We start from the raw sequence: 18,623 nt of genomic DNA, 5'->3' as shown, positions 1-18,623 counted from the left end.
GTTCTATGAATTTGCACTTTTTTGAATGAATTCTCTAAGCTTTTTAATATTTCCAACCATCCATAACATGTCATTTTCTCGAATTATTTGAGACGAATCTGGATTCAATATACGTTCATCCTCCCTTTCCAATCCGACCACTTGCCCAATAAGATCTTCCCTAATTTTAGATTCTCGAATGCTCTTACCCACGTAATTACAAGATCCGGTAATTAAAATTTTCTTAAGCGCAATGTCATCTACATCAAAATCGGCAAGTTCTTCGTATTTTTCGTCAAAGACTTCTTTAAAATATTGAAACTGCTCATCCGTACCTAGAATCCCAACTTTGTCGTAAGGAAGCAAACGATTGTCTCGTCCCGGTAGGTTGATTAAAGTTTCTCCACGTCGAATGTATACTACGTTAATTCCGTATTTTTCTTTCCAGCATAACTCTTTGAGTTTAATCCCAATAAATTTGGCAAGAGGGTGCACTTCCATCACAGCAATGTGCGCATCCCAAGTTTTTAATTTCTCTTTAAACTCTAAGTTTTTCTGCTTGATATCGTAAAACGTCTTGTTCTGCAAGTAATCTTGAGTCTCACGCTCATTAAAGTTACTAATGAATTGCTTTTCGATCTTTTGATAAATGGCTTGAATTCTTTGAGAAAAGAACCAAAGCAAAAGCAGAACCAAAGGAAGTGCAACCAAAATCGCATACTTTGTCGAAGTTAACTGATCCACAAAGAGTCCAATTAAAAAGACACCCACTAGGAATCGAATCACGTTAAGAGCAACCACAATCGTAGAATTTAAATCCGTGGCAGCCGCACTCTTAGGCTGTTTGGTCAAAATCGCAGATAGGAACGGCGCCGAAACGAGAGTTGCCAGACCAATCACGATCGTATTTTGGTACAAAGGATCCGCCACATTTTGGTTTACCAGTGGGATGACTGTAAATCGGAAAACCAGGATAATACCGATTAGAATAATTGTATTCACCAAAATGATTCGCAGATATTCTTTTGTGATATTTTGCCATTTTGGATTGGCATTCATTTTTTCCGTTTCTCGAGAATAATTCTCGATTCTCTCCACCCATTTTGCAGGCAAGCTTCTCATGATCAAATCATAGAAAGGATCCGCGAGTTTCATCATGTACGGAGTGGTGAAGGTGGTAATGGCCGATACACCCACTGCGATTGGGAATAGAAACTCTGAAATCACCCCAAGAGATAGCCCTAGAGTTGCCACAATGAAGGCAAATTCACCAATCTGTGCCATACTCATCCCAATCTGAATAGACTGTTTGAGAGGCTGCCCTGAAATTAGAGCACCCAGCGCACTAAAGAAGAACTTACCAACTAACGTAAGAAGAGTAATAGCAACAATTGGAATGGCATGCTCCACAATCGCTTGCGGATCAATCATCATTCCTACGGAAACGAAAAATACGGTTCCAAACAGTTGTTTGATTGGTCTGGTCACATGCTCTACTTTCTCAGCCATGGTCGTTTCGGCAATGATCGATCCCATAACAAAAGCTCCAAGTTCTGCAGAGAACCCAACCTGAGTAGCTAAAATGACCATTCCAAAACAAAGTCCAACGGCAAAAATAATAGTCGTCTCTTCATCAAATAGTTTTTTGGCTCGTTTAAGGAAACTAGGAAGCAAATAAATACCGACCAAGAACCAAAGCACTAGGAAGAAAAGAAGTTTTAAAATCGTGAACACAATCTCCGATCCTTCAAACTGTTGCGTTACCGCCACGGTGGAGAGTAAAACCATCAATAAAATTACAATGATATCCTCCACAATCAGAACCCCAAAGACAATTTGAGCAAATTGCTTTGTCTTTAAATTCAGTTCATCAAACGCTTTTAAGATAATGGTCGTCGAAGAAGAGGCAAGCATACCACCTAAAAAGAGGCTATCCATTTGGTTCCATCCTAAGAGATAACCGGTCAAATATCCCCCAAGACCAATGAAAAGAATTTCTACAACAGCCGTGATCGAGGCCGATCCTCCCACGCTCATTAGCTTTTTAAAACTAAACTCCAGACCAAGACTAAACAAAAGCATGATCACACCGATTTCGGCAAATGTATCAATATTCGCTTCGTCTACGACCGTAGGCACTAAATTAAAGTGAGGACCTACTAGGAATCCCGCAATAATATAACCTAGTACAAGGGGCTGCTTTATTTTTCTAAACAGAAGCGTAACAAACGCACCCACCAAAAGTATTAGAGCAAGGTCGGTAATAAGTTCAGGTAAATGAGCCATGGGAGATTTTAAGTTTGAAGTTGAAAGATTGAAAAATAGGAATAGAATTCAAACGCAAGATTTCTTCCGTTTTTTCCAATTTTTACAAATTTAATGTTTTCTAGGCACTTTTCAAACTACAATTTCGCACATACTTATGACAAAACGTCTTGCAAATCAGCATTTTTTTCAATAGTCGCTTTTGCATAAGGACATAATGGAATTACTTTTACTCCTTTTTCTCTTGCGAAGTTTACACCTGCTACCACAAGTTGCTTGGCAAGACCTTTCCCGCCAAATTTGGTATCCACTTCGGTATGGTCAATAATAAATTTATCAGTACCTGCCCACGTGTAGGTCATCTCTCCTGCTCTCTCACCTTCGTAAAAGATTTTGAAAATGCCATTTTTTTCATTGTTTTGATGTTTGATTTCTACCATTGTAATAAGTTTTTGAATTTATATTTGAATTAATTTATCGGTTCTTTAAAATCGACTTGGGCAGCGGCACATGGTCCCCATCGTCTCCCACCACGGAAGGAAACGCCTCCTTGTTCTGCTCATGCCAATCCACTTTTGCCTGGTCAATGACCGCTTTGTCTGAGTTCACAAAATTCCAAAAAATGTATCTCTCTTCTGGAAAGGGTTCTCCTCCAAAAAGAAGGACGATCGTACCCGGCTCCATTTCAAATTCACAAAGGGTCGCATTTTTGGCAATGATGAGCTGCTTCGTGCCCATTTGCTGGGAATCTAGATGAACACTGCCTTCTACGACATACATCCCTACTTCCCCAAACAACTGCTCTCCGATATCAATATTGACTTTCTCTTTGGATTTGATTTCAAGAAAGTACAGTGGGCTATACACAGGAACTGGAGATTTCCGTCCAAACGCATCTCCTGCAATCAATTTAAAATCGGCACCGTCTTGTGTCCATGAAGGAATCTCACTCGCTACCGTATGGCTGAATTCGGGCTGCATTTGTTCCTTGTCTTTTGGAAGCCCAACCCAGATCTGAAACCCATGTAACTTCTTCTCGGAATGCCTTAAGTATTCCGGTGTACGCTCGGAATGAACCACACCTTTCCCTGCAGTCATCCAATTGACAGCACCCGGAGTAATTTCCATATCACTTCCCAAACTATCGCGATGCAGAATAGAGCCCTCCATTAAATACGTTAATGTGGAGAGTCCAATATGAGGATGCGGACCTACGTCAAGATTTTGGTATTCACTCAAATTAGCTGGTCCCATATGATCAATAAACACAAAGGGGCCAACGGCTCGCTTCTCCCGAAAGGGCAAAAGCCTGCCCACTAAAAAATTACCAATATCGGCTGCTTTTTCTTCTATTATAAGTCCAATGTTTGACATGATATTCAATTTTTTAAATTAAAGTTTAACGTAGAAAACCCGACACAATCTTTTTCAAATCCCATTTACCGCAACTAAGATACTAATTACCCAATGCACTAATGGGAAAAAATATTAAGCGAGGTTCACTCGACGCTTAAATTCCGGAATCACTTGTGTAGCAAAGAGTTCAATGGATTTTAGAGTGAGTTCATGCGGTACAAACCCCAAAGAAGCCTGCGCAAAGAATCTCGTAAAGCCAAACAATTGGTATTCATAGACCAATTTGTCCACTACTTTCTCTACACTTCCTACCATCAAGGATCCTTGATCACTTCGCATAAACTCAAATTGCTCTCGGCTCATGGGTTGCCAACCTCTTGATTTCCCGACACGATCCATCATCTGTGCATAATAAGGAAAAAATTCCTTAGCAATCTTTTCATCGTCCTCGCCTATAAAGACGTGGTTGTTGATACCTACTTGCAAATCCTCCGCCTTAGTTCCATTTTCCAGTGCAGATTTTTTGTAATAATCCACGAACGGAACAAAGTTTTGTGGCATTCCACCAATAATGGCTAGCATCAAAGGCAGTTTTAATTTCGCTGCTCGCAGGGCAGAACTCGGGGTACCGCCAGCCGCAATCCAAATCGGAATCTCACCTTTTAAAGCTCTAGGGTAAACGCCTAAATTCGAAAGACTGTTTCGCTGCGTTCCACTCCAAGTCACCATAGGACTTTGATTAATCTTTAGTAATAAATCTAGTTTTTCTTCAAAAAGCTCATTATAGTTTGCAAGATCATATCCAAAGAGTGGAAAACTCTCTGTGAAAGACCCTCTGCCTGCCATTATTTCAGCTCGACCTCCCGAAATTAGATCGAGCGTCGCAAATTGCTGGTACACTCGAACAGGATCCTCTGAACTGAGAACCGTCACTCCGCTTGATAGTTTAATCTTGGAGGTTAGCGCCGCACCTGCAGCCAACACTGTGGTCGGAGAAGAGACCGCATAATCCTCGCGATGATGTTCACCCAGACCAAATACATCAATGCCTAACTTATCGGCAAGGACGATTTCCTCGAGCAAGTTTTGAATTCGTTGGTGTGAATTTTCTCCGCCATTAGGACTGGATTCGGGCTTTACATCTGCAAAGGTCATTAGACCAAATTCTACTGTCTTCATAAGGATGGATTTTCTATTATTTCAAATGTTAAACTAGCGAACTGCTCTTTCCACTTTTGGACTCCCCCAGAAGGAACACTTTCGACTACTCAAAAATAGGCAATATGGAATAGAATATGCTTGATCTAAGATAAGAAGGAACTCTCCAAGAAAATACGGGGCGATACATCCTTCTGCTAGGTTATATTGAAAATCTCCACTTGCACACCTCTTCTAATACTCTGAAAACGAACACATCTATGCCCAAATAAACAAAAAACGTTCCGCTTCAAAAAGCGGAACGTGTAAAATTTAGATTAAATGAAGCTTACTTATCCGTAGGTTTTGGAGCCCACTTATCGTACGGTGTCATATCAAACGAATCCACCTCTTCCATTGTAAGACCTAAGGCATTTGCAACACCCGTACCGTATTCAGGGTCTGCTTTGTAACAGTTACGAATGTGACGTATCTGGATAAACTTCTCTGCACCACCCACTTGAGCTGCCGTGTTACTAAAGAGAACCTCGGCTTTGCCGTCTGCCTTAATAATCCGGAACAGATCTCCAGGCTGTGTATAGTAATCCTCATCGTCGTCTCTGAAGTTGTGTGCATACGCATCTCCACTTAACTCTAAAGGGGGTTCTTTTGCAGAAGGATCTTCCTGCCACTCCCCGTAACTATTCGGGTTGTAATGAAGTGCGGATCCATAATTCCCGTCTACACGCATGGCCCCATCGCGATGAAATGCATGGTATGGACATTTGGGTTTATTTACAGGAATTTGGTAATGGTTTACACCTAAACGATAGCGCTGCGCATCTCCATAGGAAAAGAGTCGACCTTGCAGCATTTTGTCTGGGGAGAATCCAATTCCAGGAACAATATTGGTTGGATTAAATGCCGCTTGTTCCACATCTTGAAAATAGTTCTCTGGGTTGCGGTTTAACTCAAATTCTCCGACCGGAATTAGAGGAAAGTCTTTTTTCGACCATACTTTGGTTAAATCGAACGGGTGAAAACGATATGTTTTCGCTTCTTCTTCGGACATGATCTGAACAAACAATTTCCATTTGGGAAAATCACCACGGTCAATCGCTTCAAGCAAATCTCTTTGAGAAGATTCACGGTCATTCCCAATTAGGTTTGCAGACTCCTGATCCGTTAGGTTTTCAATTCCCTGTTGCGTACGGAAATGGAACTTAACCCAATGTCTTACATTGTCTTTATTGATGAAGCTATAGGTATGACTACCAAATCCGTGCATGTGTCTAAATCCATTGGGAATTCCACGATCACTCATTACGATGGTTACCTGGTGAAGTGACTCTGGAAGTAAAGTCCAGAAATCCCAATTCGCATTGGCACTTCTCATGTTTGTTCTAGGGTCTCTCTTCACGGCATGATTCAAATCTGGAAATTTCATTGGATCCCGGAAAAAGAAGACAGGCGTGTTGTTTCCAACCAAATCCCAAATTCCTTCGTCTGTGTAAAATTTAAGAGCAAATCCACGAATATCACGCTCGGCATCCGCTGCGCCTCTTTCTCCTGCCACGGTGGAGAAACGAGCAAACATATCTGTTTTCTTACCTATCTCACCGAAAATACTGGCTTTTGAATACTCAGAAATATCATGGGTTACGGTAAAGGTACCAAAGGCACCCGACCCTTTTGCGTGCATCCTTCTTTCCGGAATTACTTCGCGGTCAAAGTTGGCCATCTTTTCTAAAAACCAATAATCCTGCATGAGCATCGGTCCTCTTGGTCCAGCCGTCATTACATTTTGGTTGTCGGGTACGGGTGCACCGGTCTGTCGCGTGAGTTTTTTGTTCTTGTCTTCCATAATCATTCTATTTAAATTTAAGTAAAGGTAATTAGATATATCATATCAAAGCACGACATCGCAATTGATAGAATCAATATTAGCAACATTGAATTTGCTATTAAAAGTATGGAAAATTTACCAAATGGACACGAGGTTCCTTGTTTTAACTATTCCGTTCGAAGATTATTCCCGTCGAGAATATGCAGACGCCTAAATACGCTCCCCATGATCACCGTTAATAGTCCCACAAATAAGAAGGTATAGCGAAAGGCTAGATGAATGTTTTCCCCATCTTCACTTACATTTTTCTGAAAAAAGCGAAGCACCAACAGTCCAAAGGCAATCCCAAATCCGATTGCAAGTTGTTGGTTTACGGCTAAGAGCGAATTTCCACTACTTGTATGACTTTCCCTTAAATCGGCTAAAGAAATGGTGCTCATCGAGGTGAATTGAATGGAATTAAAGAATCCTAGCAAGGCCAACAGGGGAATAAACCAGTAAATCGAATCCGTAATAGAAGGAATCGCTAGCGCCATAATTAAGACTCCGATAATGATTGTATTGATACGAAGGGTTTTACGATAGCCCAATTTATTTAAGATTCGAAGTACGGCAGATTTTCCAAACATGGCCGTTAGAGCCATCGGTGCAATAATCCACCCCGAAACCACTGCGCTCTCCCCGTAGGCAATCTGCACGAGCAAGGGAACCAACAAGGGAATCGCACTAATTCCCAATCGAGTAGCAAGATTTCCTACCACGCCAACGCGAAATGTCCGTATTTGAAAAAGATCCATAGGAAAGATAGGATCAGGCGTCTTTATTGCATGCTTATAGTAAAAATAAAACATCAAAAACCCGAGAATGACAATCAGTAACACGGGCGTAATGTTTTGAAGGGTTCCAAACAGTTCTAGGGAAATGGACAAAAGCAGGGAGGCTGCACCAAAGATCAAAAAGCCTTTAAGATCAAAATGACCTCCCACGCTTTTAAAATCAGGCATGTATTTAAGCCCAAGTATCACCCCTAGCACTCCGATAGGAATGTTAATTAGAAAGATCCAATGCCAGGACAAATAATCCACGAAATACCCACCCACGAGTGGACCTAGAATTGGACCAATTAAGGCTGGAATAACGGCATAGTTTAAAGCCTTGAGTAACTCATTCTTTTCAAAGGTTTTAATTAGAGCAAGGCGTCCCACAGGCGTCATTAACGAACCCCCTAATCCTTGTACAATTCTTGAGATGACCAATTGGTTCAACGATTGGGAAACAGCACAAAACACCGACCCCAATGCAAACAGAACAATGGCAAATACAAAAACCTTTCGGGTTCCAAAACGATCCGCCAAATACCCACTCACAGGCATGAAGATCGCTAAGGTTAAGACATAACTAATAATCGCATTTTGCATATGCAAAGGCGATTCATTTAGATCTATCGCAATTGAGTTTAGCGATGTATTTAGAATGGTAGAATCCAGCATCTGCATAAAAATCGCAGTGGCAAGTATAAAAGGAAGTACCTTCTTCGTGGTCGGTGTGACCCTATCCAATGTGGGCATACTCGTTAGATATCAAAAATCGAACCTTTTCAAATCCACTTCAAATGAGAGTGCGCTTTCTTTGTCTATATGGTCAAATAACTGCTTTGCATAGAAATTTCCATTTAAAACTCCTCGGGCTCCCAGTCCATTGAGTACAAACAAAGCCGCATGTTCTTTGTGTCCTCCAAGAATTGGTCTACGGTCTTTTACGGTGGGACGAAATCCGAAATGAGGATCTACAGATAGAATGGAACCTTCATAGAATTCAGATAGCCCATTGGTGAGCTGCTCAATTGCGGTTGGTTCAACTTCTAAACTCTCAGAATGCCGATCGTAGGTTCCACCATAATAAAAGCGGTTCTTCTCCGATAAAAATAAAAAATGCTTCTTTTTGACCACCACAGATAGAGATTCCAAGTCTTTCAGCTCAACATTGATCTGGTGACCTTTGTTGGGATTCACAGGAATCTGCTTAAAATAAGGGTTTTCTTTCACTCCCATCCCTTCCGCAAAGACGACATATTTGTACGGTATATCCCGATAAGTCCTCTTTTCTGGATTTAGCCTCTCATAGTCAAACCGCTCTTCAAGCAGTGCATTCTTATCTTGTAAAACCTTTCTTAAATCTGAGAAAAAGGCCTCCACCCTAATGCGACCAGAATGGTTTACCTTTCCCACTCCGAAAGGATTTAAAAGCCCATCGAGTGTACTGAAATCAAGGCTTAGAAAGGGAGCAAGAAGCGGATCAAGCGCCTTACGCTCCCATAGCTCTCTCTCTTTCTGGTCGTGAAAGATTCGAGAAATGGGCTCGTCGACAAAGTAATTAACCCCAGTGTAGGTTTCCATCTCCTCAAGGGTTTGATGAAGCGCCTCAATTTGCTCCATCGCCCGATCAAAGGTGGTAAACTTTTTCAATACGACTGGATTCACAATTCCAGCTGAAATATGCGAGGCACTTTTTTTACCTTCTGAAAAAAGCAAAAAAGATTTTTCATGTTTCAAAAGTTGATGTGCAAAAAAGAGGGCTCCGTACCCATCTCCAACAATCAAATACTCAATTTCTTTCATAAGGATACTTTAATTTAGAAACAGCGACCTATAGGAGTTGCCTACGCTTGTTCTATAAATACAGAAAGCCACTCAAAACGGAGTGGCTTTTATTCTAGTTTAGTTTGCTTTTGAAAAGCAAACTAAAAAAAAACAGTCTTTATTCTACCGTTACAGATTTGGCTAAGTTTCGGGGTTGATCCACATTCGCCCCACGATAAACAGCTACATAATACGATAAAAGTTGAAGCGGTACCGCCGCTACAATTGGAGAGAAGCATTCCGAGGTTTCCGGAATTTCAATCACGTGGTCTGCTACGCTCGCTACTTGGACATCTCCTTTGTTAACCACTGCGATTACTTGTCCTTTTCTCGCTTTAATCTCTTGTACGTTGCTCACAATCTTGTCATAATGCCCTTTCTTAGGAGCAATTATTACAATCGGCATATTTTCGTCAATTAAGGCAATCGGACCGTGCTTCATCTCTGCAGCCGGATATCCTTCTGCATGGATATAGGATATTTCTTTCAGTTTAAGAGCTCCTTCCAAAGCGGAAGGGTAATTGTATCCACGACCTAAATAAAGGAAGTTAGTCGCATCGACATAACTCTTAGAAATTTCTTTCACATGGTCATGGGTAAGCTCAAGTACTTCTTCAATCTTCTTAGGAATTTGTTCCAATTCCGTAATAAGTCTCATGAATTCTTGGTTGCTTAAATTCCCATTATGTTTACCTAATTTAAGTGCAATTAGGGAAAGAACTGTAAGTTGAGCTGTAAAGGCTTTGGTTGATGCGACTCCAATCTCTGGACCTGCGTGGGTATAAGAACCAGCGTCCGTAATTCTTGCAATTGAAGAATCCACGACATTACAAATTCCATAGATGAAAGCACCTTTTTCTTTTGCAAGTTTTAAAGCCGCCATCGTATCGGCGGTTTCACCCGATTGTGAAATCGCGATCACCACGTCTTTTTCTGTAAGGATTGGATTTCGGTAACGGAATTCAGAGGCGTATTCTACTTCTACAGGAACGCGTGCAAACTCTTCGATCAAATACTCTCCTACCAGTCCGGCATGCCAGGAAGTTCCACAGGCAATAATTATAATTCGGTTGGCGTTGTTAAAACGCTCCACATGATCCCAAATTCCTGCCATTTTAATGATTCCTTCGTCTACAAGAAGACGTCCTCTCATGGTATCTTGAATCGATTTAGGCTGTTCAAAAATTTCTTTTAGCATGAAATGCTCATAACCTCCTTTCTCGATTTGCTCTAAGCTTAATTTAAGCTCTTGTACTGCAGGGTCGATAATAGAATTGTCTGCAATGCTTCTAATTTCTACTCCTTTCTCTAACGAAATGGTAGCCATATGGCCTTCTTCCAAATAAATGGCTTCTTTCGTAAACTCAATGAATGGAGAGGCGTCGGAAGCAATAAAAAATTCTTTTTCCCCTAGTCCGATCGCAAGAGGAGATCCTAGTCTCGCTACCACAAGTAATCCTGGATAATCGTCATGCATGACCGTAATTGCGTACGCTCCATACACTTCGTTTAATGCAAAACGAATCGAAGTCGCCAAATCGTACTCCTTGTTAATATCCATGAAGTATTGGATCAGGTTTACAAGCACTTCGGTATCGGTTTCGGAATGGAAAACAAATCCTTTTTCCGTTAGCATGGTACGCAGCGTATCGTAGTTTTCGATAATTCCGTTGTGAACCAGCGCTATTTTCCCATTGTTGGAAATATGCGGATGCGAATTCCGATCGCTCGGTACTCCATGGGTAGCCCAACGCGTATGTCCCATCCCTACATGAGCCTTTCCTTGCAATTCCGAAGAAATCGCAACCAGGTCATCTACTTTACCTTTGGTTTTGGCAATGTTAAAATCAGTTCCTATTCCGTCCAGTACAATTCCGGCACTGTCGTATCCTCTGTACTCTAATCGACGTAGACCGTTAATCACTACATCATAAGCATCTTGAAAGCCTGTATATCCTACAATTCCACACATAATAGATTCGGGTTATTTAGTTGAGTAAATAATATTTAATTGAGCACGCTTAGCACTAGAAGGATTGCTACCCACAAGGACCACACGGTAAGGGGTATACGCTCTTGAAGTGAAGGAGGGTCCTAAAAGACTCCCATTTGAATTGTTAATTTCATAATCACCAACCGCTAAGGAAATGTCCTGGACCTCGTCTGATTTTTCAATGATATCTTTCAAGGTTTGGGTAATGGTTAAGTCATAGTAAGCTGGATTTTTATCTAAATCCGTTGCTTTTACTAAATTAAACAAAGCTCCAAGTCCTGAAAATGCACTCACCTCCTTTAGAAAAGTGGAGAGATCGGCCTTCCCCGTACTAGGATTGTAATAACTAGCCGTAAACATATTGGGCTTCGTTAAGTCGTTATTCCAACTTGATACGTCCGTATAGAGTCTCACTTTAGCCGAGAGAATATTAATCTTGTTTTCTTTGTAAAGCTCGCGAATCTGAGAAAGACTTTCATTGCTTAATCTAATTCCTACATTGGCGCCTCCCATACCTTGAGGGTATAGCAGAGGATCTCCAGTTTGGATATTAGGAGAAGAAGTCCCATTGTATGCTAGTGAGGGAGTTCCCGCGCGGTCCGCTTCAATTAGGTTAAACCTTGCGTTCTCTGTACCCAAAGCGAGAGGGAAAGTCGTTTTGCGACGCTCTGTCTTCCCATCAGTCGTGAGTTCGTTACTGTAATAGATAATGATCTGCGTTTCGGCAGGTGTAATGTTCATGATAAATCCAGTAGACTCCGCTACGGATAACTTAACCCCTTTAAAATAACGAATAAAGTTAGATGCATCGGAAAGTTCCGCTTGTCCTTCCTTCGCGAAAATTTTATTTGCAAAATACGTTTTATCCAAAGGCACTCGAATTCTTGCTTCTCTTTTGTATAGAGCCGAACCGTCCTCGTCTTTGGTTACATCAATTGCACTGACTGTACCTTTGATGGTCTTGGACCCAAGCAATGCTCCAGTTCCCACCGCTTTCCGAGAAGAAACTTTGTCACTACTAGCGCCTAAAAAGTCAGTGACCTCATGTACATTTAACGTCATCGTCGCACTTTCATCTCCATAAAGTCGGATAGGATAGGTGGAGACGACCCTTTTGGCCTTTACATTCCCTTCTGGGAAAATGTATTCTTCGTCTGTGGTGGTTTTTACCGAATCCACTGGAAATACGGGTCTAACCTCTAGCACAACCGAATCAATGACCGCATTCGTACCAAAACTTGGGTTGTAATTCGAAAGTCTTGCTTGCGTTACATAACTGGAACGCTGCATCCCGAATTGTCCTTCCTTAAATGCCCCAAGCGTCGCGCTTGTGATACGGGTGGCATCGGTTCTGATGGAATCTTGGTTGCTAATATTGTATGCGATTACGTCAAAAGACTTTGTAATTCCTTTGGCGGCTGTATCGTCAAAAAATTGCGAGCCTAAATCGTCGGCTTCGGCTTCACAGCTAAACAGTAAAAAACTTCCGGATAAAAATAATACAGAAGTTTTTAAGATACTCTTAATAGTTTCAGTCATTTATTAAGTTCAAATATTTTTAATATACTTTTTCAATGGATTCAGCCTCTACAAAATCAGCCTTGCTCGATTCTGAGGCTTGGTAAGCTTTGTCAAGGTCTCCTTCTAAAAATTCATCCCCTTTCACCACGACATCTGCAAAATCCATGCTATCTAATACAAATTTCTGACTCGTCGGTTCACTCACGACTGACAAATCCGGAATTTTATCGAATTCCAATACTTCTTTTATGGAAGAATTTAATTCTAATACTTCTTCATTATAGACTGAAATTACAATTTTAGTGTCTTTAAAATAATAATCGTCTTTGTAGAAATTTTTTAAATAGATGGGAATTAAAGAAGACATCCAACCGTTGATGTGGATCACATCGGGAACCCAGTTGAGTTTCTTGATCGTCTCAATGACTCCTCTTGCGAAAAACACAGCGCGTTCTCCATTGTCATCAAAGGGTACCCCTTCGTCGGTGCTGTAAAGCTGCTTTCTTTTGAAGTACTCTTCGTTGTCAATAAAATAAACTTGAAGTCTTTCCCCTGGCAAAGAAGCCACCTTGATAATGAGGGGCTGGTCAAGGTCGTTAATGATTACATTCATTCCTGACAAGCGAATGACTTCATGCAGTTGGAATTTCCTCTCACTGATTTGTCCAAAGCGTGGCATGAATACTCGCACATCATGTCCCTCTTGGTGCATTTTCAGCGCCATTTTGCTTACCGTGGCCGCCATGTTGCTATCCTCTTGATAAGGAAACATCTCGGTGGTCACGTATAAAATTTTCTGATTCGGCATAATTTCTTTCTCTTCTCTTTATGAGCTATAGTGTAGTGCAAAATTACAAAAATTTAAACGAAGTCTTAGATATTAACATTATTTATGATACTCCCATGGATAAATGTAATAATAGAGATTTTGGCGCTCCCTTTTTTTTTCTATTTTTGCCTTGAAACAATACGAAATTCTAATGGAAATACTTCGCAGTAAATCCGCTCTTCGAGCGTACATCGAACGGAATAAAGAAATGGGGAAACACATTGGGTTCGCCCCAACCATGGGAGCGCTTCACGAGGGACATTTGTCCTTATACAAAGCGGCGAGAGAAGAAAATGATTTGGTCGTAAGTTCCATTTTTGTAAACCCAACACAGTTTAACAACCCCAAAGATCTAGAAACCTACCCAAGAACCCTAGAGGCGGATCTAGCCCTCCTAGAGCAAAGCGGAAACGTAGATGCCGTATACCTACCGAAGGTGACGGACCTCTATCCGGACGGCCCAAAGAGCAAATCATATGATTTCGAAGGGCTCGAAAACAAAATGGAAGGAGAATTTAGACCGGGTCACTTCAATGGAGTGGGCACTGTAGTTGAAACTCTTTTCTCTCAAGTAAAACCCAACCGCGCTTATTTTGGAGAAAAAGATTACCAACAATTATCCATTATTCGAAGACTAGTCGAAACGAAAAATATACCTATCCAAATCATGGCGGTTCCAATTTTGCGTGAAAAAAGTGGACTCGCGATGAGCTCTCGCAATGAGCGTCTTTCTAAGGAAGATCGCATTGCGGCACAACTAATTCATGAAACCCTAGTGAAAGTGGACCAATGGTTTCGAGTGGTTTCCATCGAGGAAATCAATCAAAGAGTGGAAGAAATCTTCAAGAAAGCAAAGGGCTTTGATTTGGAATACTTTCGAATTGCGGACGAAGAAACATTAGAACCGACCGACTTTTTCTACAAAGATCGATCCTATCGCGCCTTTGTTGCCGTGAATCTTGGAGGTGTGCGCCTTATTGACAACATGCACCTCGCGTAAGAGACCATTCCTTTAAAAATATCAAAAGCCTTCCGTTAGGAAGGCTTTTGAACACCAAATCACAAAATATTAATATGAAAAAAATTCACTTTACCAGTAAATTTCGTGACCTGGCTGGGATTCGAACCCAGGACCCATACATTAAAAGTGTATTGCTCTACCAGCTGAGCTACCAGGTCGGCCACTTGTACAAACAGATATGTGTCTGTTAAAAAGTGGTGCAAAGATAGAACTTTTTTTAAAAACTCAAAATTTTTTAAGACATTTGTATAAAATAAAAACATGATCATTTCACTAGCCGGATACATGGGAAGCGGCAAATCACACATTTCCAAATTATTGAGTGATAAAACCGGTTTTGAACGGGTCGATCTTGACAAAGAGATTGCTTCAGCGCAGGGCATGAGTGTGTCAGATATTTTTGAAAAAAAAGGCGAAATCTACTTCCGTAAACAAGAAAGACTCGTTTTAGAATCTCTTTTGAACGAGAAGCAAACCCCTTTCGTTTTAAGTTTGGGCGGAGGAACTCCTGCGTATTATGACAATATGAAACTCATTCGTGAGAAAACGAGAAGTTTTTTTCTGCAAGCCAGTATTACCACATTGTGCGAAAGGCTTCTTCGGGGACAAGATAAACGACCTCTCGTCGCTCGAATACCCAAGGAAGAACTTCCTGAATTCATCGCGAAGCATCTTTTCGAACGAAATGCCTTTTACTCACAATGTGAATTTACACTGAACACCAACGCAAAAGATCCCGAAGAAATCATAACGGAAATCCTTATTCGTCTAGATCTTCTTTAAAAAAATCTTGCCAATAGTCCTGCTCGCTCATATCATAGGATTTGTCTATCTCGTTTTCTGAGTCCAAGGAAGTGTAATCTTCAATCTCACGTCGGTCCTTCTTGGTAGGGCGGCCTTCGCCACGGGATCTGTAATAACTTTGCTCCATTTTTCGCAGTTGCAATTGGTCGTATTGCTTTTGCTCGGTCCTATCTTGCACATAAGAAGCCACTAATTTTGCCCCTACTCGACTTTTAGGCAGGTCAATTACCTTAATCTGATACTCAATTTGATTCTTTCTGACTTTAATTAGATCTCCAATTCTCACCTCTCTTGAGGCCTTAACCACATGATCTACAATCGATACCCTGTTTTTTTTGATTTCATCTGCGGCAATGGATCTCGTTTTATAGAATCTCACACTCCAAAGGAATTTATCTATTCGCATATTTTTTATACTTTTGCGTATCAAAATTAAGAAATTAAATGAGAAAGATTTTTATCTATATAGGCATTGTGGCAACGGCACTTGTTTCGTGCGACGACAATTACCAAGACCCCTACAAAATCAAAGAGGTAAAGAATTTGAGTACTCAAAATTCGAATGACGACAAGGCGATTGCGGAGTATATGGACACCCATTATTTGGATGGGCAAGGTAAGATCCAAGCTTTCGTAGCGACCACTCCAGACGACGATGGCAATAAAAAGCTATCAGAATTGCAACCCAAAACGCTTCCATCAGGAGTGATTGTGATCGTAAGAGAAGGAGCTCAACCTGTAACTGGAAAAGAAATCGGTACCACAGACGTGATAAGCATCATGCAAAGAACTTATGCTTTCCTCTCTGATGGAGAAGATGGCGCTGAATTCCATACGCCTTATCCTTTCGCCAACACAGTCGATGGTTCAGGGATTCCGGACAAAGACCCGGCATACTACTATGCGAAGCCTTCTGTACTTGAAGCCTCTGACAAAACAAAAGACTACTATGAAATCGAAGGATTCCAAGAAGGCCTAAAAGCTTTTAAAAGCTTTGCAAAGGAGGATTCTGAACTTTACAACCTACAAGGGGTAATTATCGTTCCTTCAAGAGCAGCCTTCGCAAGAGATAGCCATTTTCCTTACCTAGGACTTAACTGGAGAAACCGAAACTTCGTGTTCAATTTCCAGATCTACAATACAAGAGAAAGAGCCGCCAACGAAAAATAAGGGCCTCCATCTCACGCAGTAACAAGAGCAGTATTTTTAGGAAATACTGCTCTTGTTTTTTGCCCTCGGCTCTATTGCGATTAGCAAAACTAAAATAAAAACTCAGGAACCAACGAATAGAGCTCTAAATTGCCTTTGCAAAGTACTTTGTATCCAAACCTAAGCTCACCTTGAAAAAGCGCAAAAATGGTCATTTTAAACCCCTCTAGTCCGCTACTCACCTTTGAACTTTAGCCCTACCTATTCTAGTCGCCTTCCGAATCGCTTATTAGTTCCTACATTTATTCTTATCAACTATTTAGAAAAGGATAATTAAGGAAAGCTCTCTACGAACAACTGCCCTGGCTAGCAAAAAAAATGGGAACCGAAGTTCCCATTGAATTAATATTTTGAAGTTTCCTCTTTCACATTACTTAGAATGTCAGGGAAATAATGATCCGCTATATGCTCGAATTCATCGCCTCGCATAAACATGGTGGCATCCACATCGCTATACGATTTACGTCCTGCTGCTGCAATTAGTTCGTTGCAAGTACGAAGGGTGTTCTTATGGAAATGGTAAACACGCTCTGCCTTGTCCGTTACATCAAGTCCTTTAATTAGCATCTTGTCCTGCGTTGCAATCCCGGTTGGACAATTGTTTGTATTGCATCGTAAGGCTTGAATGCACCCCAAGGCAAACATAAATCCTCTCGCATTGTTACAAAGGTCTGCTCCTAGTGCTACAGCACGTAAAATATCTAAGGAAGTAAGAACTTTTCCACTCGCGATTACTTTCATCTTATCACGCACATTGAAATTTCTTAGGGTCTTATTGACAAAGATTAAGGAAGGCTCAAGAGGCATCCCTACTCCATCGGAGAATTCGGGAGGTGCGGCTCCGGTTCCACCTTCAGCTCCATCGACTGTAATAAAGTCAGGATAAATTTTAAGCACATTCATTTGCGCACAAATTTCTTCAAATTCTCTTGTGTCTCCGACGCAGAGTTTAAACCCAATCGGTTTTCCACCAGAAAGTTCGCGTAGCTGCTGCACAAATTTTAAAAGACCCGCAGCATCAGAAAAAGCAGAATGTGAGGGTGGAGAAATAATCGTTAACCCTGGGGTTACGTGTCTAATGCTTGCAATCTCCGGTGTATTTTTTACTCCGGGAAGAACTCCTCCGTGACCAGGTTTAGCCCCTTGAGACAATTTGATTTCAATCATCTTCACATTCTCCATCGCGGAGTAGTTTTTAAAAAGCTCAGGATTAAAGTTCCCCTCATCGTCACGGCATCCGAAGTATCCCGTTCCAATTTGCCAACAGAGGTCCCCACCTTCACGGTGATAAGGAGAGATTCCTCCTTCACCCGTATTGTGGTAAAACTGACCTTTTCTTGCTCCACGATTTAATGCTTTTTGAGCTCTGTCACTTAAAGATCCAAAACTCATGGCTGAAATATTAAACAAAGAAGCGGAATAAGGCTTCGCGCATTGATGGTTCCCAATTAAAGTTCTGGGCAAATCTTCCATCGGATGCTGTGCATAAATCGAATGTTTAATCCCTTCGTATTTTCTATGGTTAATCTCCAACTGAGTTCCAAAAGGTACGGTGTCACTAATGTTTTTAGCTCTTCTGTACGCAGAAGATCTTTGGTGTCTTGGAAAAGGCTTGCCATCGGTTTCACGTTCGATAAAATACTGTTGCATTTCGGGAGAAATGGACTCAAAAATATACCTAAAATAGCCTAAAACAGGGAAATTCCTTAAAATTGCATGTTTGGTCTGCATGGCATTGTAAATACCGAGGATATACAGCACACTTAGCAATATAGGAATCCATAAATAGGCACCAAGGGTAATTGAAATAATCCATGTGGCAACTACTACGACCGCTCCCCACCTCAAAAACTGATCTCTCATGTTGTGAAATTTTTGTCAAAATTAAGCATTAATTACGTCTGCTAAATTTAATAAAAATTTAACAATCCGTTCAATCCATTAGTGAAATCCCGAAATTCACAGAATCTAAATAGTCGAAACACAGTGAATATCTGCTTTTACCTTGTTTCTCTGAAGAAAAA

At 41.0% G+C, this 18,623-nt stretch carries 15 protein-coding genes and 1 tRNA gene; 3 read left to right on the top strand and 13 right to left on the bottom strand.

All coding sequences use genetic code 11. From position 1 onward, the window contains the following. Positions 1–3 precede the first annotated feature (3 nt). The 10 genes from ACX3PU_RS08485 to ACX3PU_RS08440 all read right to left on the bottom strand — a co-directional run bounded on the left by ACX3PU_RS08485 (position 4) and on the right by ACX3PU_RS08440 (position 13,544). Positions 4–2,265: a cation:proton antiporter domain-containing protein gene (locus ACX3PU_RS08485; protein WP_459084582.1), complete on the bottom strand. Its 2,262-nt coding sequence runs from the start codon at positions 2,263–2,265 to the stop codon at positions 4–6. A gap of 134 nt (positions 2,266–2,399) precedes the next feature. Continuing rightward, positions 2,400–2,684 (bottom strand): GNAT family N-acetyltransferase, encoded by a 285-nt coding sequence (locus ACX3PU_RS08480; RefSeq protein ID WP_459084581.1) that lies wholly within the window; start codon positions 2,682–2,684, stop codon positions 2,400–2,402. Between the two features lie 34 nt (positions 2,685–2,718). Continuing rightward, the gene (locus ACX3PU_RS08475; RefSeq protein WP_459084580.1) at positions 2,719–3,618 is read right to left on the bottom strand and encodes a pirin family protein; all 900 of its coding nucleotides are present in this window, start codon (positions 3,616–3,618) and stop codon (positions 2,719–2,721) included. 114 nt (positions 3,619–3,732) lie between these two features. Continuing rightward, positions 3,733–4,779, bottom strand: a complete 1,047-nt coding sequence (locus ACX3PU_RS08470; protein WP_459084579.1) for an LLM class flavin-dependent oxidoreductase — start codon at positions 4,777–4,779, stop codon at positions 3,733–3,735. Between the two features lie 307 nt (positions 4,780–5,086). After that, positions 5,087–6,601 (bottom strand): catalase, encoded by a 1,515-nt coding sequence (locus tag ACX3PU_RS08465; protein WP_459084577.1) that lies wholly within the window; start codon positions 6,599–6,601, stop codon positions 5,087–5,089. 149 nt (positions 6,602–6,750) lie between these two features. Beyond that, entirely contained in the window at positions 6,751–8,151 is a 1,401-nt protein-coding gene (locus ACX3PU_RS08460; RefSeq protein WP_459084575.1) for an MFS transporter, read from the bottom strand. A 12-nt stretch (positions 8,152–8,163) separates the two neighbouring features. After that, complete coding sequence (locus tag ACX3PU_RS08455) at positions 8,164–9,201, bottom strand: NAD(P)/FAD-dependent oxidoreductase (RefSeq protein WP_459084574.1); 1,038 nt, start codon at positions 9,199–9,201, stop codon at positions 8,164–8,166. 139 nt (positions 9,202–9,340) lie between these two features. Beyond that, a complete protein-coding gene (gene glmS / locus ACX3PU_RS08450) occupies positions 9,341–11,194 on the bottom strand; it encodes a glutamine--fructose-6-phosphate transaminase (isomerizing) (RefSeq protein WP_459084573.1) in 1,854 nt (617 codons plus the stop codon). A gap of 12 nt (positions 11,195–11,206) precedes the next feature. Next, a complete protein-coding gene (locus ACX3PU_RS08445) occupies positions 11,207–12,754 on the bottom strand; it encodes a DUF4270 domain-containing protein (RefSeq protein WP_459084572.1) in 1,548 nt (515 codons plus the stop codon). 19 nt (positions 12,755–12,773) lie between these two features. Next, on the bottom strand, positions 12,774–13,544 hold the full coding sequence (locus tag ACX3PU_RS08440; protein ID WP_459084571.1) for a glycogen/starch synthase: 771 nt from the start codon (positions 13,542–13,544) through the stop codon (positions 12,774–12,776). A gap of 172 nt (positions 13,545–13,716) precedes the next feature. Between ACX3PU_RS08440 and panC the strand changes: the two genes are divergently transcribed. Beyond that, complete coding sequence (gene panC / locus ACX3PU_RS08435; protein WP_459084569.1) at positions 13,717–14,565, top strand: pantoate--beta-alanine ligase; 849 nt, start codon at positions 13,717–13,719, stop codon at positions 14,563–14,565. Positions 14,566–14,671: 106 nt separating this feature from the next. On the opposite strand, the gene ACX3PU_RS08430 is transcribed toward panC, so the two are convergent. Then, a tRNA-Lys gene (locus ACX3PU_RS08430) sits at positions 14,672–14,744 on the bottom strand. Positions 14,745–14,847: 103 nt separating this feature from the next. On the opposite strand from ACX3PU_RS08430, the gene ACX3PU_RS08425 reads away from it, so the two are divergent. Continuing rightward, complete coding sequence (locus tag ACX3PU_RS08425) at positions 14,848–15,369, top strand: shikimate kinase (RefSeq protein ID WP_459084568.1); 522 nt, start codon at positions 14,848–14,850, stop codon at positions 15,367–15,369. Here the strand turns inward: ACX3PU_RS08425 and ACX3PU_RS08420 are convergent. After that, on the bottom strand, positions 15,347–15,796 hold the full coding sequence (locus ACX3PU_RS08420; RefSeq protein ID WP_459084566.1) for an RNA-binding S4 domain-containing protein: 450 nt from the start codon (positions 15,794–15,796) through the stop codon (positions 15,347–15,349). The two genes, ACX3PU_RS08425 and ACX3PU_RS08420, sit on opposite strands and share 23 nt — an antisense overlap. A 38-nt stretch (positions 15,797–15,834) precedes the next feature. Between ACX3PU_RS08420 and ACX3PU_RS08415 the strand changes: the two genes are divergently transcribed. After that, on the top strand, positions 15,835–16,560 hold the full coding sequence (locus ACX3PU_RS08415) for a hypothetical protein (protein WP_459084564.1): 726 nt from the start codon (positions 15,835–15,837) through the stop codon (positions 16,558–16,560). Between the two features lie 381 nt (positions 16,561–16,941). Here ACX3PU_RS08415 and ACX3PU_RS08410 read toward each other — a convergent pair whose 3' ends face one another. Next, a complete protein-coding gene (locus ACX3PU_RS08410) occupies positions 16,942–18,462 on the bottom strand; it encodes an FMN-binding glutamate synthase family protein (protein ID WP_459084563.1) in 1,521 nt (506 codons plus the stop codon). Positions 18,463–18,623 lie beyond the last annotated feature (161 nt).

The sequence above is a fragment of the Chryseobacterium sp. A301 genome (genome assembly GCF_054489425.1).
The sequence above is the reverse complement of the archived record's forward strand: the minus strand, read 5'-3'. Positions and strand labels throughout refer to the sequence as shown.